The following is a 19,764-nucleotide window of genomic DNA, read 5'->3' on the forward strand; positions in this document are numbered from 1 at the left end:
TATGACGAACTTACGTAACGATTTAAGAAACATTGCTATTATTGCCCACGTTGACCATGGTAAAACAACTCTAGTGGATCAGCTGCTACAACAATCCGGAATCTTCCGTTCAAACGAACACGTTGAAGAACGTGCTATGGACTCTAACGATATCGAGAGAGAACGCGGGATTACTATTCTTGCGAAGAACACTGCGATTCAATATAAAGATGCTAAAATCAACATCTTGGATACACCGGGACACGCTGACTTCGGCGGCGAAGTTGAACGGATCATGAAAATGGTTGATGGTGTTTTGTTGGTAGTTGACGCATATGAAGGCTGTATGCCGCAAACACGCTTCGTTTTGAAAAAAGCTCTTGAGCAGAATTTGAAGCCGATCGTCGTTGTCAACAAAATTGACCGTGATTTCGCTCGTCCGGAAGAAGTGGTTGACGAAGTCATCGAATTGTTCATCGAACTTGAAGCTAATGACGAACAATTGGAATTCCCAGTAGTTTTCGCCTCAGGTATGAACGGTACTGCAAGTCTTTCATCAGATCCTGCAGATCAAGAAGAAAATATGCAGGTTATTTATGATGCAATCATGGAACATGTGCCAGCGCCAATCGATAACAGAGATGAGCCACTTCAATTCCAAGTAGCACTTCTTGATTACAGTGACTATGTTGGACGTATCGGAATCGGCCGCGTTTTCCGCGGAACGATCGAAGTCGGCCAATCTGTTGCCTTGATGAAACTGGACGGCAGCGTCAAAAACTTCCGTGTAACGAAAATGCACGGGTTTATGGGCCTTAAACGCGTTGAAATTGAAAAAGCAGAAGCTGGCGATCTAATTGCCATCTCTGGTATGGAAGATATCAACGTTGGAGAAACAGTCTGCCCGGCAGACCATCAGGAAGCATTGCCGGTCCTTCGCATTGATGAGCCGACATTGCAAATGACTTTCCTAGTAAACAACAGCCCGTTTGCCGGTAAAGAAGGTAAATGGATTACATCAAGAAAAATCCAGGAACGTTTAGATGCTCAATTGCAAACGGACGTATCGTTGCGCGTTGACCCGACAGATTCGCCAGACGCTTGGATCGTATCAGGACGCGGGGAATTGCATTTATCCATCTTAATCGAAAACATGCGCCGTGAAGGCTTCGAGCTTCAAGTATCAAAACCTGAAGTTATCGTTAAAATGGTGGACGGCGTTCGCTGTGAGCCGGTTGAGCGAGTTCAAGTCGACGTACCGGAAGAGTATACAGGATCAATCATCGAATCGCTTGGTGAACGCAAAGGCGAAATGCTTGATATGGTCAACAACGGAAACGGCCAAGTCCGTTTGGTATTCAACGTACCAGCGCGCGGCTTGATCGGCTACACGACTGAGTTCTTGACTCAAACGCGTGGATACGGAATCATCAACCATACGTTCGACAGCTACCAGCCAGTGGTTTCAGGACGTGTCGGCGGACGCCGTCAAGGGGTATTGGTTTCTATGGAACGCGGAAAAGTTTCAACTTATGGCCTAACTGGCATTGAAGACCGCGGTACGGCTTTTGTTGAAGTCGGCGCGGAAATTTATGAAGGCATGATTGTCGGCGAACATAACCGCGACAGCGATTTGACAGTGAACATCGTCAAAATTAAAGCTGCGACAAACATCCGTTCAGCAAACAAAGACCAGACAACTACTTTGAAAAAAGCTCGCTTAATGAGTCTTGAAGAAGCGCTTGAATATTTGGCGGATGACGAGTACTGCGAAATCACGCCGCAAAACATCCGTTTGCGCAAAAAAATTCTAGATAAAAACGAACGCGAGCGCATGGCTAAGAAAAAGAAAGTTGCGATCGAAGAATAATTGATTTATAGGAAGGATGTATAATCTGTGGACGAGCAAGCTTTTGTCTATGACAGAATGTATCCCGTAGCCCGAGTTTTATATGAAAATCTGCCGAATTTTACAGTTGCGGGATATGCACTTTTTGCAGTCATCTTCTTGCTGTCGGCTTTCGTTTATAAGCTAGGATTTGCAAAAAAACTACCTATCGGAAAAAATGTGGTAATCGGCATCTTCCTTTTTGTCGGGGGATTAGGCTTAACGTTCTTGGCCTTCTTCCTTCCGGTAGTAGAAGGATTAGTCATTGCTGCGTTGATTTTGATTCTCTACAAAATCCGCCTATGGCGTGAAAAACGCGAAAACGCTGCATCTCATTGAGATGCAGCGTTTTTGCGTTCAAATGTTTTATAAAGAATGGGAAGCGCAAGGGCATAAGTCAAATGCGCCAATATCCAGTAAAGGTAGGCGCCCATATCGGTAAGGGCCGGCACATCGGTTCGAACGGCCAAAGAAGACAAAGGGAAAAAGAGGATAAAAGTCGGAATACACAAAAACAGGCTCAGCAAGGTCAATTGGCCAAAGGTATAAGGACGGCGTTTCGCCAAATATACATAGACAATGGCGATTAACAGGGAGATGGCCAGATGAAAAGTGAATTCCACCGGCTCCGACCAGTTGACCTTTCCAATGACCGGGATGAAATCAACATTTAATAATAACGTGTATACTTGTTCGCCTGTGACCTTCTGAATCCACTTCAAGAGCAGCCCGAGAAGCAGCCCGCTCCAAAAGCCGATCCATATGCCTTTTAGTGCCTTCATCAGAAGTCATCCTCAATTTGGCGGGAACTCCGGTAAAAATGGAACGCCCCCGTTGCGAGCCGTTCTTTCGTTCTCTCGGATATCCGGTCATGGCATTCCTTGCACATATGGGTATGGATGGGCCGGTTGCGCAGGCGTTTTGCCTCCAGCGTATCATCGACCAATTCTTCCATTTTATCGCAGATTACACATTGGACTCGCATATTCCATCCTCCTACTCAACCCGGATGGCGAACACATCCGTTATTGGCTCGTCTTGGTTCGATCCATCCGGCAGCAAAATGTGGACAGGGCCGTTTTCTTTTAACGGCTTTCCGTTTTCGCTGAACTTGAAAATCAGTTCTTTGGCGCTTTCAAGAGGAAAGCTGTATTCCCCGGAAGCGGTTTCGAAGACGGCTTTTGACGCGTCTTTTCCCGGTTCTGCGGTTTCAATGAACGGTTTTAAGACCATGCCGAAAGTTCCGGTCATCATCTCCTGCTTTTCCTGTCTTTTGTATTTTTTTTCGGAATTCAGCGTGGGCGGTACAGTGGCGCCTTCCATAATTTCACGCGACCAATGTTCACCCATTCCGCGCTTATATTCTTCCAGTTCGTCTTTTATGATGCGTTCTTCACTGAAATACGTAGTAAGATCAAGTTTGCGGTCATCAAAAATCCAAACAGTCGGATCCAATGTAATCTTAAATTTCACTTTACCTTTAAACGGTACGATAGTTTCCATGCTAAAACCCTCCATCAAATAATCGATCTCCATTAAGTATACCTTTTCCTGCCAAAATCCTAAAGGGATTAATTCTATGCCCGATAGACGCTTGCATTTTCATCTATTAAAAGATACACTTTAAACAGGTTATTAGGTATAAATATCAATTAATGGGGGAGTCCTCATGGAACATACAGAAGAACAAACATATCAGGCGAAGGCTTTGGAACTCCTCAAAGCAGATGCGGAAAAAATCGAGCAACTGATCAAAGTCCAAATGGACCATTTGACTTTGCCTTCATGCCCCTTATACGAAGAAGTGCTCGATACTCAGATGTTCGGCCTCTCGCGCGAAATCGACTTTGCAGTAAAGCTGGGTCTTATTGAACGTGAAACCGGCAAAATTCTAATGGATACGCTGGAGAAGAAACTTTCCATCCTTCATGATGCGTACACAAATAAATGACTTAAAACTCAAACGAACCCTGTTTGAGTTTTTTTACTAATCCAATAAATCGAGGTATAGAAATCATGAAACAATACATCAAGAGATATGCAAAGAACTTTGACTACCCTTTATTTTTTGTCTACATAGCGCTAACCCTTTTCGGACTGGTCATGATCTACAGTTCGAGCATGGCCTGGTCGGTGAATCGGTATGGCAGCGAGCCCGACCGTTTTTACATACAGCAGATCCAGAACTTGGCGTTCGCTTTCCCGGTTTTTGTCGTAGCGGCGTTTTTTCCTTATAAGCATTTCAACAAAAAATGGATGATGATGACCGTGCTTGGAGTTGTTTTTCTCGGCTTGATTCTCGTCCACTTTATCGGTTCGGCAGCCGGTGGAGCCGTCAGTTGGATCAACTTGGGCTTTGGGAATGTCCAGCCGTCAGAAGTGGCAAAAGTCGGCATCATCTTCTATTTGGCAGGCGTATTCTCGAATAAATACCGAAATGGCACCATCAATGAACTGGGCAATTCCATCATCCCGCCTGTCAGTATTTTGACATTTGTATTGATTTTAGTGTTTTTCGAGCCCGATTTGGGTTCTATGATGATTATTGGTGCTGTCGGGTTGTCGGTAATGGCAGCAAGCGGCATCCGCTTTAAATCTTTTGCAAAGCTTGCTTCTATCGTAATTGGTGCAGCAGCCATTTTTATCGTTCCGATTATGGTGTTTGCTTCAGACGCCATTTTCACCGAAAAGCGGCTGGGCCGGCTGGATGCTTTCTTCAATCCGTTTACAGATGAATTGGGCTTTGGGCTGCAGATCGTCAACGGCTACTTGGCCATCGGATCAGGCGGGTTGAAAGGGCTTGGGCTTGGCCAATCGATCCAAAAACTTGGCTATGTACCGGAGCCGCATACGGATTTCATCATGTCGATCATTGCCGAGGAGCTCGGTGTGTTCGGAGTATTATTCGTTTTAGGCGGTTTGGCTTTTATCATCTTGCGCGGACTTTCCATCGCCATGACAACGAAAGATCCATTGGCGCGCATGCTGGCCGCAGGCATCGCCAGCATGATCGGCATCCAGTCCTTTGTTAACTTAGGCGGCTTGACTGGGCTGATTCCGCTGACAGGGGTGACGCTTCCGTTTATAAGTTATGGCGGAACGTCCGTAATTTTGTTATCTTTAGCTATGGGAGTATTGATGAATGTTTCCATGTTCCATAAAGTTGAAAAATCGAAAAAATAAAAGGGGTTGCTGCGGTGTGAGAGAAATCAACAAAATCTTAGTAGCAAACCGCGGAGAAATCGCAATTCGGGTTTTCCGCGCGTGTACTGAACTGAAAATTCCAACAGTTGCGATTTATTCGCAAGAAGATAGTGGTTCTTATCACCGCTATAAAGCTGACGAATCCTATTTGGTCGGCAAAGGGAAAAAACCGATTGACGCTTATCTGGACATTGAAGACATCATTCGTATTGCCAAAGATTCAGGAGCTGACGCGGTCCACCCGGGCTATGGCTTCCTATCTGAAAATGTGAACTTTGCGCGGCGCTGCGAAGAGGAAGGGATTGCCTTTATCGGACCGACTTCTAGGCACCTCGATATGTTCGGGGATAAAGTTAAAGCCCGCGAACAGGCAATACAAGCCGGCATTCCAGTAATTCCAGGGACAGACGGACCCGTAGAATCGCTGGATGAAGTGGTTGAATTCAGCAAAAAGGCCGGATTCCCATTAATGATCAAAGCTTCTCTTGGCGGCGGTGGACGTGGCATGCGCATCGTCAAAACGGAGGAAGAATTGGCATCTGCATACGAACGGGCGAAATCAGAAGCGAAAGCGGCGTTTGGCTCCGACGAAATGTATGTAGAAAAATTTGTCGATAAACCGAAACATATTGAAGTTCAAATTCTAGGGGATACGGCCGGCAATATTGTCCATTTGTATGAACGGGATTGCTCGATTCAACGGCGACATCAAAAAGTCGTGGAAATTGCTCCTTCCAATTCATTAAGCGACGAACTGCGCAACCGCATTTGCGACGCTGCTGTTAAACTGATGAAAAATATCGATTACATAAATGCGGGAACCGTTGAATTCTTGGTAGCGAACGATGAATTCTATTTCATTGAAGTAAACCCAAGAATTCAAGTGGAACATACGATTACGGAAATGGTTACCGGAATCGATATCGTCCATGCCCAAATCAATATCGCCCGCGGCCATGAGCTGCACAGTGAAGTGATTGGCATTCCCGAGCAGAAAGAAATTCCGCTTTTCGGCTATGCCATCCAGTCCCGAGTGACGACAGAAGATCCGCTGAACGATTTCATGCCCGATGCCGGCAAGCTGATGGTTTATCGTTCCGGCGGCGGTTTTGGCGTTCGTCTGGATGCCGGAAATGGATTCCAGGGAGCTGTCATTTCGCCTTTCTATGATTCTTTATTGGTTAAATTGTCCACTTGGGCAGTGACATTCAAAGAAGCAGCGGCGAAAATGGACCGAAATCTCCAGGAATTTCGGATCCGCGGGATCAAAACAAACATCCCGTTTCTTGAAAATGTGGTAAAACACGAAAACTTCATTAAAGGGGAGTTTGATACAAGTTTCATCGATTCCACGCCTGAACTGTTCCTATTCCCGGTTCGCTTAGACCGCGGAACGAAATTGTTAAGCTATATCGGCAATGTGACGATCAACGGATTCCCGGGAATCGAGAAAAAGGCGAAGCCGATCCATACAGCTCCAAGAAAGCCGCAGATCATTCTAGCGGATGCACCGCCATCAGGCACCAAGCAGATTTTGGACGAGCAAGGAGCTGAAGGGCTGACGAAGTGGATTCATGAACAAAAGGATGTGCTCTTGACCGATACGACTTTCCGCGATGCACACCAATCGTTATTGGCGACGCGCGTGCGCTCTCACGATATGTTCAATATCGCCAACGAAACAGCACGTTTGCAGCATGATTTATTCTCTATGGAAATGTGGGGAGGCGCCACGTTTGATGTTTCTTACCGTTTCTTGAAAGAAAACCCGTGGGTGCGCCTTGAAAAGCTGCGGAAACAAGTGCCGAATGTCCTGTTCCAAATGCTCTTCCGCGGCGCCAATGCCGTCGGCTATAAAAATTATCCGGATAATGTCATCCGGGAATTTGCCCGCAGTTCGGCAGAAGCCGGCATTGACGTCTTCCGGATTTTTGACAGCCTAAACTGGATTAAAGGCATGGAAGTGGCAATTGATGAAGTCCGTTTATCCGGCAAAGTGGCAGAAGCGGCTATTTGCTATACAGGCGATATATTGGATCCGAGCAGAGACAAATATACGGTTGATTACTACAAGAAAATGGCAAAAGAACTGGAAGCCGCTGGTGCCCATATCCTGGCTATTAAAGATATGGCCGGCCTATTGAAGCCGGAAGCCGCTTACCGTTTGATTTCAGAACTGAAAGACACCATTTCGTTGCCGATCCATCTCCACACACATGATACAAGCGGCAACGGCATCTATATGTACGCAAAAGCGATTGAAGCAGGAGTGGATATCGTTGATACGGCTCTAGGCACTATGGCCGGTTTGACTTCCCAGCCGAGTGCGAACTCCCTGTACTATGCCATGAAAGGCACGGGACGCGAAGTGAAAACGGATATTGAATCCATTGAAAAACTGTCCCATTACTGGGAGGATGTCCGCAAATACTACAGCGATTTTGAAAGCGGCATGAATAGTCCGCATTCCGAGATCTATGTCCACGAAATGCCTGGCGGCCAGTACAGCAATCTGCAGCAGCAAGCAAAAGCTGTCGGGCTCGGCATGCGCTGGGAAGAAGTGAAGTCCATGTATTCCAGAGTCAATATGCTGTTTGGCGACGTTGTGAAAGTAACGCCTTCTTCGAAAGTTGTTGGAGATATGGCATTGTTCATGGTCCAAAATGATCTCGATGAAAAAACGGTCTTATCGCGGGGAGAGACCATCGATTTCCCAGAGTCCGTTATTGAATTCTTTGAAGGGTATATCGGCCAGCCTCATGGAGGATTCCCGAAAGAATTGCAGAAAGTCGTTTTGAAAGAACGCAAACCGATCACAGTCCGCCCTGGGGAATTGCTGGAGCCTGCTGATTTTGATGAAATCAAGAAAATTCTTTTCGAGAAACTGGAGCGTCCAGTAAGCAAGCAGGAAGTGTTGGCTTATGCGCTATATCCGAAAGTGATCGAAGAATATTTGGCGACGAACAAGCAATTCGGCAATGTTTCGGTTCTCGATACGCTTACTTTCCTTTACGGCATGCGGCTAGGCGAAGAAATCGAAGTGGAGATCGAAAAAGGGAAGACCTTGATGATCAAATTGGTGTCGATCGGCGAGCCTCAAAAAGACGGCCACCGGACCATCTACTTTGAGCTGAACGGCCAGCCACGGGAAGTGAACATCCAGGATATTTCCGTGGAAACCGACAGCAAGGCCAAACCAAAAGCGGATATGACCAATGAATCTCATTTGGCGGCAACAATGCCGGGAACGGTATTGAAAGTTGTTGCGGAAACTGGAGCGAAAGTAAACCGCGGAGATCATTTGCTGGTTACGGAAGCAATGAAAATGGAGACAACGGTCCAAGCGCCTTACGATGGTACGATCAAAGCCATCCATGTAGCGGCAGGAGACGGCATCTCGACAGGTGATTTGCTAATTGAAATGGAAAGAAAATAAAAAAGTAGCCCGCGCATTTTGCGCGGGCTACTTTTTTATTTTTTAAGCCTGCTTCTGGATACCAGCAAAATCATATAGCAAAGCAATCCGAACAACATTGAAATCAATAGGGAATGAAGCAAAGCTACAGCTAAATTCAATTTAGTCAAGACAACGAGCATGCCGGTTGTCGCTTGCAGGAGCACGATGATGAATGCGATGATCCAACCCCAATAGATCACCCGCTGCTGCTTGTAATTTTTATACGCATGCCAAGCGATATAGCCAAGCCAAATGATAATCAAGCCAGCCGCGAAGCGATGGCCCATTTGAACCCATTCGTACATATTGTTCGGCATTGAGAAATCGCCGTTCCGGCACATTGGCCAATCTGCACAAATTAGGCTCGACTCGGTATGGCGCACAAGCGCTCCGGTATAGACTACGATATACGAATATAGAGTCACGCCAATCGTATGGAGCTTCAATTTTTTGCCGATGACTAACCGGTCGGCATCGAATTTCCGGTCAACTTCAAAAATCAGCAAGGCCAGCAAGAGGACCGATGCGAATGAAAGAAGCGAGATTCCGAAATGAAGCGCTAAGATAAAATCGCCTTGGCCCCATAAAACTTGGGCAGCTCCGATCAATGCTTGAAGAACTAAGAAGAAGACAGCCATGACAGCCAGGAATTTAGTTTCGCGGATATGTCCGTATTTTCTCCAAGCCCAAACAGCAAGGACGACAATCAAAATGCCGACTGTACCGGTGACGAGGCGATGAGAAAATTCGATCAGCACTTCAGCAGTGATCTCATCTGGAATCAATTTTCCGTTGCAATCCGGCCAATTGCGGCCGCAGCCCATTCCACTGTCCGTTTTCGTGACGAGTGCACCACCGAGAAGGATCAAGAGCATCCCGATGGTGGCTGCTACTGCAAACCATTTTATATATTTGCCTTGTTGCAATTATGCCACCTACTTTTTTTGGATAAAACTTTTATACGTCCGTTACATACATACTCGATAATAGCGAAAGTTCCAGAAAAACACAATGGAAAATGGGAGTGAGCACAAACTTTCAAGATTTGGACATATTAGCGCATGCTTCACAAACTGTTCAAAAACAATTATTATTCTATCTTAAAATAATTAAGAGACTCATGTATGATAGGAAGAGCGTATTTCTGAGTCGAATTACATGAAAACCATGCTTTTATCAGGAAATTTCAGTTAGATGTAGAAAAAGAACTGGAATTTAGATATAGTTATGGTTAGCGGAATATGCTTACAACTTTGAAAGGAGGGGGTAATATGTCAAACGGCCGGTCTTTGTCTGCGGAAACGCATCAGGCGCCGGAAACGACCACCTTCACCCAGGATTTTCTGGCGCTGATTAAAATCGGAATAGTGAACTCGAATTTAATCACTGTGTTTACAGGTTTGTGGTTGGCTTTCCAATTTTCCGACAGGCACTTCCTGCAAGAGTTGGACATCCTCGTCTACACCTTGGTCGGATCAGCATTGATCATAGCAGGTTCTGCAGCAATGAATAACTATATCGATACAGATATCGATCCGTTAATGGCCAGCAAAAAGTCGCGTCCAACTGTAACAGGAAGATTTAAGCCGTCCGCTGTACTGGCACTTGCTTTGTCTTTCATCGTTATAGGCGAAATATTTTTATTTTCTGCTTCAGTTTCTGCTGGTATTTTCGGAATTGCGGGTATACTAGCGTATGTCGTCCTCTATTCGATGTGGTCTAAAAGAAGGCATGTCAGCAATACAATAGTAGGAAGCATATCTGGAGCGATTCCGCCGCTAATCGGTTGGGCTGCAGTAGAACCGGCACTTGGAATGGGTGCCTGGGCATTGTTCTTGATCATGTTCGTCTGGCAGCCTCCACACTTTTATGCATTGGCCATGAAGCGCACGGAAGAATACCGTGCTGCCGGAATTCCAATGCTGCCTGTGGTGAAAGGCTTCCACCGTACGAAAAAGTCGATGCTCGCTTGGGTCTTGCTGCTGTTCCCTCTGCCATTCCTGTTAATGGATCTCGGAATAGGCTTCCTCATCTTAGCCACACTTTTGAACGTAGGGTGGCTGGCTTTAGCCATTAAAGGCTTCAAAGTGGCGGATGATTTGAAATGGGCGAAGACAATGTTCATCTATTCGTTGAATTATATGACCATCCTATTTGTTTCGATGATCATTTTTGCCGTCTTCGCCTAGTTCCAGCATTTCAGTAAAATTTTAACCAAATGAGAGAGAGGGGTATGAAGAGCTATGATTAAAGGGCTTAAGAAATGGCGCCTTTTCGCATTGATGACTGCATTGCTGGTCTTTCTTGCGGGATGTGGACGAGAAGAAATCTCCACATTATTGCCGGCAGGTGAAGTTGCGCAAGATCAATTTAACTTATTGATTTTGTCTACTATAGTTATGGCATTCGTAATCATTGTCGTAACGATTATTTATGTTTTGGCAATCGTAAAATTCCGCCGTTCAAAAATCGGGGAAGATGTCATCCCGGAACAAGTGGAAGGAAGCGCGAAACTTGAGTTCTTATGGACAGCGATTCCGATTGTCCTGATTTTGATCCTTGCAGTACCAACAGTTTATTCCACTTTCGACTTGGCTGACGTTTCTACAATGGACGTTCAAGCTGAAGATAGTGATGCAATGACCCACTTGACAGTAAACGTTACGGCGAAATTGTACTGGTGGGAATTTGAATATCCTGAACAAGGTATTGTAACTGCTCAAGAATTGGTTGTCCCAACCAATGAACGAGTTTACTTCAATTTAATTTCTGCTGATGTTAAGCACTCATTCTGGATTCCATCAATTGGTGGGAAATTGGATGCTAACCCTGAAAACGTAAACACTTTCTACTTAACGTTCGATCAAGAGTCTGCTGAATTGGAAGACGGCGTTTTCTACGGAAAATGTGCTGAACTTTGTGGGCCTTCACACGCACTGATGGATTTCAAAGTGAAATCAATGGACCGTGAAAGCTTCGACCAATGGGTAGCGGCAATGCAAGAAGAAGCTACTCCTGCTGAAGGTGCACTTGCACAAGAAGGAGAACAGATTTTTGGAGCTGACGGAGCTGGCTGTATCGCTTGTCACGCTGTTTCAGGGTCTGGAGCTGCTGGCGGCGTTGGACCGAACGTAGCAACATTTGGAGACCGCAACCGTGTAGCGGGCTACCTAGAACATAATGAAGAAAACATTAAAAAATGGATTTCTGATCCACAAGAATACAAACCAGGCAACTTGATGCCGGATCCAGAGTCTTTGAACGATGGGAAGCCATTTACAGAGCAAGAGCTTGATGCACTTGCTGCTTACTTGATGTCTTTATCCGTTGAAGAGTAAAAGAATCGGAGCTTAAAAAAGGGAGGTTTACATTGTGAGTTCTATTGCTCAGAAAAAGGGCTTCGGTGCTGCCATGTGGGACTACTTGACAACAGTAGACCATAAGAAAATCGCACATCTATATCTTGCTTCCGGAGGGATTTTCTTCCTAATCGGCGGTATAGAAGCGATGTTAATCCGAATCCAGTTAATGAAAGCCGGAAACGATTTCCTTAGTGCTGGAACGTATAACGAAGTATTGACAATGCACGGAACGACCATGATTTTCTTGGCTGCCATGCCAATATTGCTAGCGTTTATGAACGCCATCATGCCTTTGCAGATCGGCGCACGCGACGTAGCATTTCCATTCCTGAACTCATTAGGATTTTGGCTGTTTTTCTTTGGTGGAGTTTTCCTAAACCTTTCATGGTTTTTAGGCGGCGCACCGGATGCCGGGTGGACGAACTATGCATCGCTCGCTATCGCATCTGAAGGGCACGGAATTGATTTCTATGCACTTGGGTTAACGATTTCCGGTTTCGGTACGTTGATCTCGGGGATCAACTTCTTAGTTACCATTATTAATATGAGAGCTCCAGGGATGACGTACATGAGAATGCCGTTGTTCACTTGGACGACTTTCGTAGCTTCTGCTTTAATTTTACTAGCGTTCCCTCCACTTACAGTTGGAGTATTCTTTATGGTATTTGACCGTATGTTCGGCGCTAATTTCTTCGACGTAACTATGGGAGGAAATACGATCATCTGGGAGCACCTGTTCTGGATCTTCGGCCACCCGGAAGTTTACATCTTGATCTTGCCTGCATTCGGTATCTTCTCTGAAATCTTTGCGATTTTCTCTCGCAAGCGTTTATTCGGATACACAGCTTTAGTGTTCGCAACAATCTTGATCGGTTTCTACGGATTCATGGTTTGGGCTCACCACATGTTTACTGTAGGTTTAGGGCCAACTGCTAACGCGGTATTCGCATTAGCGACAATGATCATCGCTGTTCCAACGGGTGTTAAAATCTTCAACTGGCTATTGACCATTTGGGGAGGAAGCATTTCGTTCACGACTCCTATGATGTATGCGATTGGATTTATTCCTTCATTCGTTGCAGGTGGGGTAACAGGCGTTATGCAAGCCATCGCACCACTCGATTACCAGCTTCACGATTCTTACTTTATCGTTGCCCATTTCCACTATGTTATCGTTGGTGGGGTAGTGTTAGCGATTTTAGCGGCTACTCATTTATACTGGCCGAAAATGTTCGGTACTATGCTTAGCGAAAAATTAGGTAAAGTGACTTTCTGGTTATTCTTTATCGGTTTCCATTTAACATTCTTCATCCAGCATTTCCTTGGCCTTATGGGAATGCCGCGCCGCGTTTATACGTTTGGCGCAGACCAAGGCTGGGATTTGTTTAACGCGATCAGTTCTGTAGGTGCTTTGTTCATGGCGCTTGGAGTCATCATTCTATTGGTGAACATCGTAATGACAAGCATCAAAAACGAACGTGTCAGCAATGACCCATGGGGCGACGGCCGTACACTTGAGTGGGCAATTGCTTCACCGCCGCCATTCTATAACTTTGCTCAAACTCCATTAGTTCGTGGTCTAGATACGTTCTGGATTGAAAAAATGGAAGGCAACAAAGAAGGAATGGTTTACGCTGAACCATTAGAAGAAATTCACATGCCTAACGGTTCATTTGTTCCTGTCGTAATGTCATTTGGTTTATTTGTCGCTTCATTTGGTGCTCTTTACAATATGGACGGAGACAAAGGATGGACGATTCCAGTCATCATTATCGGACTCGTGATCACATTCGGTTCAATGTTATTCCGTTCATTAAAAGACGACCTAGGATTCCATATCTCAAAAGAAGAATTGTTGAGAGATGTTAAAGGGGGTAAATCAGATGGACTTAAATAAAAAATATACCCCTCAATCGTGGCCGGATCATCCTGAAACGGCGACTATGGAAGGTAAAAATAAATTCGTCGGTTTCTGGCTGCTTCTAGCAGCAGAAACGGTGACATTTGCTTCTTTGTTTGCAACTTATCTTGCATTGAAAGACAAAGGTCCAAGCGGCATGGAATTTGCTGCTTCTAATTTATTTGAACTTCCACTTGTATTTGCAATGACAATGATTCTTTTAACTTCATCGCTGACAAGTGTTTACGCGATGTATCACATGAAGAACCATAATTTCAAAGCAATGCAGGCATGGCTTGGAATTACCGTATTGCTTGGTGCAGCTTTCCTTGGATTGGAAATCTATGAGTTCAACCACTACGTCCATTTAGGATTCGGTTATACGCATAGTGCGTTCAGTGCCGCTTTCTATACACTAGTCGGTACTCACGGAGCCCACGTATTATTCGGTTTAAGCTGGTTTATCGCTTTGATGGTCCGCAACTCAAAACGTGGATTGAATATGTATAATGCGCCGAAGTTCTATTTGGTTTCACTATACTGGCATTTTATCGACGTAGTTTGGGTATTTATCTTTACAGTAGTATATTTGATGGGAGTGATCGGTTAATATGGCACACGAAACCCATACTCATGTAAGATCACAAACTGAATATGAATATATCCGCCGTCAAAGATCAAAAGAAATGCGCGGTCAGCTAACCTCTTTCGCAATCATGATTTTCTTGACATTGATTGCTTTTACAGCAGTAGCTGCTGACTTTTCTCCATACTTGATTACGCCAATCATTCTGTTATTGGCTGCAGTTCAAGTCGTGCTTCAACTTTATGGTTTCATGCATATGAGCAATAAAGGGCATGGCATGGTTGCATTCTTTATGTTCAGCGGAATGTTCGTAGCATTCATCACGATTCTTGCGCTAGTTACAATTGTTTGGTGGTAAGAATGAGAAAGCCCTCTGTCGACTGACAGGGGGCTTTTTTTAGCTTTGTTTAATAGGATAAAGTTTAAGTATCTTCTAAAAGAGCGGCACACGTGACGGGTGTCTTAAAAGCATGAATAGCACATGAACCCTTAAATGAGGAAAAGAATTTCTAGCAGGTTTCCTTAAATGAATTGTCATAGTTCGTTCATTGATATAGTTCACACCACACTATATAATGAGGGTACTTATGATAAAGGAGGTATGCAAGCATGCCGATCAGTATTTTCGGATTTCAGGCACTATGGAGTCCGTACTACTTAGCAGTTCTCGTTCTTATTACAATTTTGTATTTTATGCTTACGATAAAATGGAAAGACAAATTTAAAGACAGCGAGCCTCTAAAAACGAAAGAAGCGATTCTTTTTGTTTCAGGTATGGTGTTGCTTTATATCATTAAAGGTTCTCCAACCGATCTTCTCGGCCATATCATCTTCTCGATGCATATGGTGCAGATGGCATTTCTATTGCTTCTGGTTCCGCCGCTCCTTATTATGGGGGTTCCTTCGTGGATATGGAGAAAGTTTATCAACTTGCCGGTAGTTAAACCGCTCTTCCATTTCTTCACTAAGCCGATGTTGGCCCTGATTTTGTTTGGCCTGGTATTTTCTTTTTACCATATTCCACTTGTTTTTGATTTTGTTAAAACGAGTACCTCCCTCCATGCAGTAGTAAATGGCATCTTGTTTATCTCAGCAATCTTCTATTGGTGGCCGGTTGTGAATAATTTGGAAGGCTCTTATAAATTCCATGGTTTGAAAAAGCTTGGTTATTTGTTTGGCTTGAGCGTCTTGATGACGCCTGCTTGTGCGCTGATCATTTTCAGCAGCAGCCCGTTTTACGCTACGTATTCAGATGCAGAAGCGTGGCTTCAGGCAATGGCATTATGTGTACCTACTGGAACATTGTCACAGCTAAACCTATCCGGTCCGGAATTATTTACCAATATGTCAACTGTGGAAGACCAGCGAACTGGCGGCATTGTCATGAAGGTCTTGCAGGAGCTGGTGTTCACCGTTTTCCTATGGCTGGTATTCTATGAATGGTTAAGAAATGAGAATGATAATGCTGATGAAATTACAGCGAAATCTATTCAAGACAGAAAAAAAATGGCTTATCACAGGCATAATGCTTAATGAGTTCAAAAGGGGATAAATCTAGATGAATTTGCCGGTATTACCGACCATCAGTACATTTTTTATCGTATTAAGCGCAATTTTGGTAGCGATTGGCTGGTACCTAGTGATCAACCGCAAAATTGAAGCGCATAAAAAAGTCATGTGGGCAGCTGGAGTATCCGCATTGACATTCTTTATTATTTATATGTCCCGCACGATTTTCATCGGCAATACTGCCTTTGGCGGACCGGATGAATACAAACTGATCTATACGATCTTTTTGATTTTCCACATCACCTTAGCCACAACCGGTGGAATTATGGGACTCATCACTATTTGGCTGGGCTGGAAAAACCGTTTGGATAAGCACCGGAAATTGGGGCCGATTACAAGCGTTATCTGGTTCGCTACAGCCATCACAGGGGTAGTCGTTTACTTGTTGTTATACGTCATCTACGAAGGCGGCCATACAACTTCCGTCTTTAAAGCGATACTCGGTGGATAAAAAAATGCCGTCCCAAGAATTTGGGACGGCATTTTTATATTTTAAAATCAATTTTAATCATTCCGGCTTCTCGTGCTGAAGTGAAGAGAATGACGATAAGCGGCCCGATGAAGAAGCCGAGCACCCCGAAAAGCTGGAGGCCGATATACATGGCGATCAGCGTTGCAAGAGGGGACAGGCCGATATGGGTCCCCATCACTTTCGGTTCAACCGTTCTGCGAATGATCAGGAGAACCAATGCCAATATTGCAAGCTGCGTACCTTGGTAAACATCCCCGATGATGAATTGGTAGACAAACCAAGGCGTCAGCACAATGATGGATCCAAGAATCGGAATAAAATCGATGAGCCAGATGACCAAGGACATAATGATTGCATACTCTGGCGCTATAAATAGTAGAGCGATCAATGAGACGATGAAAATAATGACCGACACTAAAAACTGCGCTTTGAGAAAGCCGAAGATGACATTGTTTAAGCGGGAAGCCATAAACCGAACTTTTTCCGCGGTGGAATCCTTCAAGCGTTTGAAAAGCATTTCTCTTAAATTCAGCAATTCAAGCATAAATAAGAACAATGCAATTAAAAAGACGATGAAGCTGACCAAAAACGAAGGGATGCCTGTCAGCAAGTTGGTAACCGTATCATAATTGACAATGGTGAGCACCCATTCCCGAATGCCTTCAAGAAATTGGGCAAGTTCGGTTTCAAAAGAGGAAATTACTTCTACAGGCAATTCTTCTGTGGAATGGAAAAAGAACGATTGGACTTCATTCCACATATCTGAGATGGAATTGATGTAGTCTGGGACCATTTTTGAAAATTGGATGATCCGGCCGATCAACTGGGTCACGGTCCAGTAAAGAATGGCGGAGACGATGAGCAGGAATAAGATGAACACCGTCAACACTGCATTTTTTCTTCGCCATTTCAACCGTTTTTGGACAAATCCGACAAACGGTTCCAAAAAAATAGCAGTCAATAGGCCGATGATCAAAGGGATTGAAATCGGCAATATGTATATGGATATCAAAATTAACGCTAAGAGTACAAGCGCTGTGGTCAGCACTTTTTTATTTAGCCATTTCCGCACAATGAACCTCCTAATAATTGATTAATATTAGTATACCAATAACCACGTAAAACGAACGAAGAAAAATAAAAAAACCGCAGTTCAATGAACTGCGGCCATTTATTACGCTTTGATTTTGAATGATTCAATATCCGTTTGAATCGATTTCAACACTTCTGTGCATGATTTGATCAAGTGTTCCGGGAAGTGTTCATCTTCACCGTATTCAACGCCGTGCGGGTAGTAGTGTTTGCCTAGAACGGGCTTTAACACGTGTACTACTGCGTCTCCAGCATCAATATCACCATCAATGGCGTATGCGAATACGCGCAGGTAGAATGTGCCTTCATGAACTTTGAATTTCCGGTCAAAAGTTACGCGTTCATAGTCCCATTGACCTTCTTTAGTTAAACCATGTTTTCTCATAATGTCATCAAGCAATGTGAAATCTACTCGAATGCCTTCAAGTCCTGTATTCTCAAAATACATAGGATCTCCTCCTCTAAATCAAAACTGACTCAATGCTTCTTTAATAATAGATCATATTCGAACTTGTTGCAATGGCAAGATTGTGTCAGAATACAGACGACTGTTATAATTATGAAACGAGTGGATTTAAGGAGCTGGTCGATTGAAGGACTTATTGAAAATCATGATTTTTCTCTCGATTATTTTAATCGTGTTTTTTTATTTTGATTCGCCGACAGAAGAAAACGAAGTGCTGGAAGCACCGCCGACAATGGACCCATTGCCAGCAAAAGATATTGTAGAAAAAGATTTGGATGTAGAGCGCCCTGCAGAAGGCATCTCGACTTACATCGGGCAGGATACAGATGAATGGCTGAACGACTACGGCATGCCAGACCGGATCGAACCTTCCGCTTTCGGCTACGAGTGGTGGATTTATAATAGCTCTTTCTCCAACTATATGATGGTAGGTGTAAAGAATAGTAAGACTGTCCAAGTATATACGGCAGGAACCGCTACAAATGCAGCTCCGTATGAAATCGGGCAAACATTGGATGAGCTATACCGCTTTACGATTGTTGAAAATGAAATAACCGTAAAATATGGAACGAATATCTACACCTTCAATTTAGGTGCAGAAGACATCAACAGGCGATTGTTAGTGAGTTTTGATGAAGTCTATGCACAGCTTTATATTGATGTGGAAGATGACAAGCTGGAAGCAGTGCGTTTTATGGATGCGGAAACGCTCATTAGGCATCAGCCATATGACATGATGTTTGTAGGAGATTTGCTGCCGTCGATTACGCCTTCCTCCAGCTTGCAGCAATCCATTGATGATGCGAACGCCAAACAAATCGTTGATTTGACGAATGTGTACCGGCTGCATCATCAGCGAAAACCATTGTATGAAAATCCTTCCATTAATTTATTGGCAAGAGCACATAGTGAGAATACCGCCAAAAAAGATTTTTCTTCCCAAGAAATCGAGCTGGAAAATTTAAATGACCGGTTAACTGCAGCGAATATTCTGTTTGATGAAGCAGGAGAGAACACGGCGACGCAATACTTTGATGCAGCTGAAGCTGTCCATGGCTGGATCAATTCATCTGACCACCGGGAAACCTTGCTTTCCGATAAATTCAATCAGATCGGCGTAGGGGTATTTGGGAAATACTATACCCAAAACTTTATTTACCAGGAACCGGCCAGTGCGGAAAAACAATAAAAATTGATGCAAAGAGATTGCTGCTTCCCGCCGAAGCGTTTCTGAATATAGGAAAATGACAGGATTTCTGCTATGATGATAGCGTAGAGGAGGAAATCAATATGTTTATGACCTATGAATGGGTTGAAATAACTGACTCTGCCGAAGAGTTGAGTGAAATGATTTTGCAGTCGGAACAAGCAGAGATTTACCGAAATGCTTATAATTCCGTTTATAGCGATAAAGATCTTGCAGCAGAAATCCACGCGTTTGCAAGATTGAAAGAGCAGTATGAAGAAGTCCAGCGTTTTGGCAAATATCATCCTGATTATCAACGGGTGATGAAGCAGATCCGCGTAGATAAGCGGCGGCTTGATTTGAATGAACAGATAGCGGAATTGCGGCTTGCGGAAAACGATCTTCAGGATTTGATGGATCAAGTGAGCTTCATCATTGGAAGATCGGTATCCGAAGCGGTTAAAATCCCTTCAAGCAATCCCTTTTTCTCATCCGGCTCTTCTTGTGGAGGAAGCTGCGGCACTGGCGGCGGCTGTTCTTGCTCCGCTTAATTTGCGGCAAAAGAGACGGTTAAGCCCTCAAAAAAACTGTGCAACGATTTCG

At 44.2% G+C, this 19,764-nt stretch carries 20 protein-coding genes; 14 read left to right on the forward strand and 6 right to left on the reverse strand.

Annotated elements, in window-relative coordinates:
• Position 1 precedes the first annotated feature (1 nt).
• Positions 2–1,849, forward strand: coding sequence for a translational GTPase TypA (gene typA, locus BN1080_RS06195; protein WP_052651057.1), 1,848 nt, complete (start codon positions 2–4; stop codon positions 1,847–1,849).
• 27 nt (positions 1,850–1,876) lie between these two features.
• Positions 1,877–2,206 (forward strand): YlaH-like family protein, encoded by a 330-nt coding sequence (locus BN1080_RS06200; RefSeq protein WP_052651058.1) that lies wholly within the window; start codon positions 1,877–1,879, stop codon positions 2,204–2,206.
• Here the strand turns inward: BN1080_RS06200 and BN1080_RS06205 are convergent.
• From BN1080_RS06205 to BN1080_RS06215, 3 genes are read right to left on the reverse strand one after another with little or no spacing between them, the layout of a single operon-like run.
• Entirely contained in the window at positions 2,200–2,649 is a 450-nt protein-coding gene (locus tag BN1080_RS06205; RefSeq protein WP_052651059.1) for a hypothetical protein, read from the reverse strand. The genes BN1080_RS06200 and BN1080_RS06205 overlap by 7 nt on opposite strands.
• Entirely contained in the window at positions 2,649–2,852 is a 204-nt protein-coding gene (locus tag BN1080_RS06210) for a YlaI family protein (RefSeq protein WP_052651060.1), read from the reverse strand. The genes BN1080_RS06205 and BN1080_RS06210 overlap by 1 nt, the downstream gene beginning before the upstream one ends.
• 11 nt (positions 2,853–2,863) lie before the next feature.
• Positions 2,864–3,370, reverse strand: a complete 507-nt coding sequence (locus tag BN1080_RS06215; protein ID WP_052651061.1) for a hypothetical protein — start codon at positions 3,368–3,370, stop codon at positions 2,864–2,866.
• 166 nt (positions 3,371–3,536) lie between these two features.
• On the opposite strand from BN1080_RS06215, the gene BN1080_RS06220 reads away from it, so the two are divergent.
• From BN1080_RS06220 to pyc, 3 genes are all read left to right on the forward strand, one after another.
• Positions 3,537–3,818, forward strand: coding sequence for an Fpa/YlaN family protein (locus tag BN1080_RS06220; protein WP_052651062.1), 282 nt, complete (start codon positions 3,537–3,539; stop codon positions 3,816–3,818).
• A 65-nt stretch (positions 3,819–3,883) separates the two neighbouring features.
• Positions 3,884–5,050 carry an FtsW/RodA/SpoVE family cell cycle protein gene (locus tag BN1080_RS06225; protein ID WP_052651063.1) on the forward strand — a complete coding sequence of 389 codons (1,167 nt, stop codon included), beginning with the start codon at positions 3,884–3,886 and terminating at the stop codon, positions 5,048–5,050.
• Between the two features lie 16 nt (positions 5,051–5,066).
• Complete coding sequence (pyc, locus tag BN1080_RS06230; RefSeq protein ID WP_052651064.1) at positions 5,067–8,507, forward strand: pyruvate carboxylase; 3,441 nt, start codon at positions 5,067–5,069, stop codon at positions 8,505–8,507.
• A gap of 35 nt (positions 8,508–8,542) precedes the next feature.
• Here the strand turns inward: pyc and BN1080_RS06235 are convergent, their stop codons facing one another.
• Positions 8,543–9,403, reverse strand: a complete 861-nt coding sequence (locus BN1080_RS06235; protein WP_199876648.1) for a COX15/CtaA family protein — start codon at positions 9,401–9,403, stop codon at positions 8,543–8,545.
• 396 nt (positions 9,404–9,799) lie between these two features.
• Between BN1080_RS06235 and cyoE the strand changes: the two genes are divergently transcribed.
• The 7 genes from cyoE to BN1080_RS06270 all read left to right on the forward strand — a co-directional run bounded on the left by cyoE (position 9,800) and on the right by BN1080_RS06270 (position 16,396).
• Positions 9,800–10,717: a heme o synthase gene (cyoE, locus tag BN1080_RS06240; protein ID WP_052651066.1), complete on the forward strand. Its 918-nt coding sequence runs from the start codon at positions 9,800–9,802 to the stop codon at positions 10,715–10,717.
• Positions 10,718–10,771: 54 nt separating this feature from the next.
• A complete protein-coding gene (coxB, locus tag BN1080_RS06245; RefSeq protein WP_052651067.1) occupies positions 10,772–11,866 on the forward strand; it encodes a cytochrome c oxidase subunit II in 1,095 nt (364 codons plus the stop codon).
• A 34-nt stretch (positions 11,867–11,900) separates the two neighbouring features.
• Positions 11,901–13,787, forward strand: a complete 1,887-nt coding sequence (locus BN1080_RS06250; protein WP_052651068.1) for a cytochrome c oxidase subunit I — start codon at positions 11,901–11,903, stop codon at positions 13,785–13,787.
• Entirely contained in the window at positions 13,774–14,400 is a 627-nt protein-coding gene (locus BN1080_RS06255; RefSeq protein WP_052651069.1) for a cytochrome (ubi)quinol oxidase subunit III, read from the forward strand. The genes BN1080_RS06250 and BN1080_RS06255 overlap by 14 nt, the downstream gene beginning before the upstream one ends.
• A gap of 1 nt (position 14,401) precedes the next feature.
• Positions 14,402–14,734, forward strand: coding sequence for a cytochrome c oxidase subunit IVB (gene ctaF, locus BN1080_RS06260; RefSeq protein WP_052651070.1), 333 nt, complete (start codon positions 14,402–14,404; stop codon positions 14,732–14,734).
• A 251-nt stretch (positions 14,735–14,985) separates the two neighbouring features.
• A complete protein-coding gene (gene ctaG / locus BN1080_RS06265) occupies positions 14,986–15,909 on the forward strand; it encodes a cytochrome c oxidase assembly factor CtaG (RefSeq protein ID WP_052651071.1) in 924 nt (307 codons plus the stop codon).
• 25 nt (positions 15,910–15,934) lie between these two features.
• On the forward strand, positions 15,935–16,396 hold the full coding sequence (locus BN1080_RS06270) for a DUF420 domain-containing protein (RefSeq protein ID WP_052651072.1): 462 nt from the start codon (positions 15,935–15,937) through the stop codon (positions 16,394–16,396).
• Positions 16,397–16,430: 34 nt separating this feature from the next.
• Here BN1080_RS06270 and ytvI read toward each other — a convergent pair whose 3' ends face one another.
• Positions 16,431–17,489: a sporulation integral membrane protein YtvI gene (ytvI, locus tag BN1080_RS06275; RefSeq protein ID WP_052651073.1), complete on the reverse strand. Its 1,059-nt coding sequence runs from the start codon at positions 17,487–17,489 to the stop codon at positions 16,431–16,433.
• A 102-nt stretch (positions 17,490–17,591) separates the two neighbouring features.
• On the reverse strand, positions 17,592–17,957 hold the full coding sequence (locus BN1080_RS06280; RefSeq protein WP_052651074.1) for a YugN family protein: 366 nt from the start codon (positions 17,955–17,957) through the stop codon (positions 17,592–17,594).
• 142 nt (positions 17,958–18,099) lie between these two features.
• Here BN1080_RS06280 and BN1080_RS06285 point away from each other — a divergent pair, with 142 nt between their 5' ends.
• Together BN1080_RS06285 and BN1080_RS06290 are read left to right on the forward strand one after the other, a co-directional pair.
• The gene (locus BN1080_RS06285; protein WP_052651075.1) at positions 18,100–19,164 is read left to right on the forward strand and encodes a CAP domain-containing protein; all 1,065 of its coding nucleotides are present in this window, start codon (positions 18,100–18,102) and stop codon (positions 19,162–19,164) included.
• 101 nt (positions 19,165–19,265) lie between these two features.
• Positions 19,266–19,712 (forward strand): YlbF/YmcA family competence regulator, encoded by a 447-nt coding sequence (locus BN1080_RS06290; protein ID WP_052651076.1) that lies wholly within the window; start codon positions 19,266–19,268, stop codon positions 19,710–19,712.
• Positions 19,713–19,764: the final 52 nt, after the last annotated feature.

The sequence above is a fragment of the Planococcus massiliensis genome, assembly GCF_000821325.1.
In the GTDB taxonomy this organism is placed as follows: Bacteria; Bacillota; Bacilli; order Bacillales_A; family Planococcaceae; genus Planococcus; species Planococcus ruber.

What these genes read in the sequence shown, in the direction of transcription:
- BN1080_RS06235 (WP_199876648.1), bottom strand. Translation starts at nt 9,403, where the DNA reads ATGCTCTTGATCCTTCTCGGTGGTGCACTCGTCACGAAAACGGACAGT.
- BN1080_RS06220 (WP_052651062.1), top strand. Translation starts at nt 3,537, where the DNA reads ATGGAACATACAGAAGAACAAACATATCAGGCGAAGGCTTTGGAACTC.
- BN1080_RS06225 (WP_052651063.1), top strand. Translation starts at nt 3,884, where the DNA reads ATGAAACAATACATCAAGAGATATGCAAAGAACTTTGACTACCCTTTA.
- BN1080_RS06280 (WP_052651074.1), bottom strand. Translation starts at nt 17,957, where the DNA reads ATGTATTTTGAGAATACAGGACTTGAAGGCATTCGAGTAGATTTCACA.
- BN1080_RS06255 (WP_052651069.1), top strand. Translation starts at nt 13,774, where the DNA reads ATGGACTTAAATAAAAAATATACCCCTCAATCGTGGCCGGATCATCCT.
- ctaG (WP_052651071.1), top strand. Translation starts at nt 14,986, where the DNA reads ATGCCGATCAGTATTTTCGGATTTCAGGCACTATGGAGTCCGTACTAC.
- cyoE (WP_052651066.1), top strand. Translation starts at nt 9,800, where the DNA reads ATGTCAAACGGCCGGTCTTTGTCTGCGGAAACGCATCAGGCGCCGGAA.
- BN1080_RS06290 (WP_052651076.1), top strand. Translation starts at nt 19,266, where the DNA reads ATGTTTATGACCTATGAATGGGTTGAAATAACTGACTCTGCCGAAGAG.
- BN1080_RS06210 (WP_052651060.1), bottom strand. Translation starts at nt 2,852, where the DNA reads ATGCGAGTCCAATGTGTAATCTGCGATAAAATGGAAGAATTGGTCGAT.
- BN1080_RS06215 (WP_052651061.1), bottom strand. Translation starts at nt 3,370, where the DNA reads ATGGAAACTATCGTACCGTTTAAAGGTAAAGTGAAATTTAAGATTACA.
- typA (WP_052651057.1), top strand. Translation starts at nt 2, where the DNA reads ATGACGAACTTACGTAACGATTTAAGAAACATTGCTATTATTGCCCAC.
- coxB (WP_052651067.1), top strand. Translation starts at nt 10,772, where the DNA reads ATGATTAAAGGGCTTAAGAAATGGCGCCTTTTCGCATTGATGACTGCA.
- BN1080_RS06270 (WP_052651072.1), top strand. Translation starts at nt 15,935, where the DNA reads ATGAATTTGCCGGTATTACCGACCATCAGTACATTTTTTATCGTATTA.
- ctaF (WP_052651070.1), top strand. Translation starts at nt 14,402, where the DNA reads ATGGCACACGAAACCCATACTCATGTAAGATCACAAACTGAATATGAA.
- BN1080_RS06205 (WP_052651059.1), bottom strand. Translation starts at nt 2,649, where the DNA reads ATGAAGGCACTAAAAGGCATATGGATCGGCTTTTGGAGCGGGCTGCTT.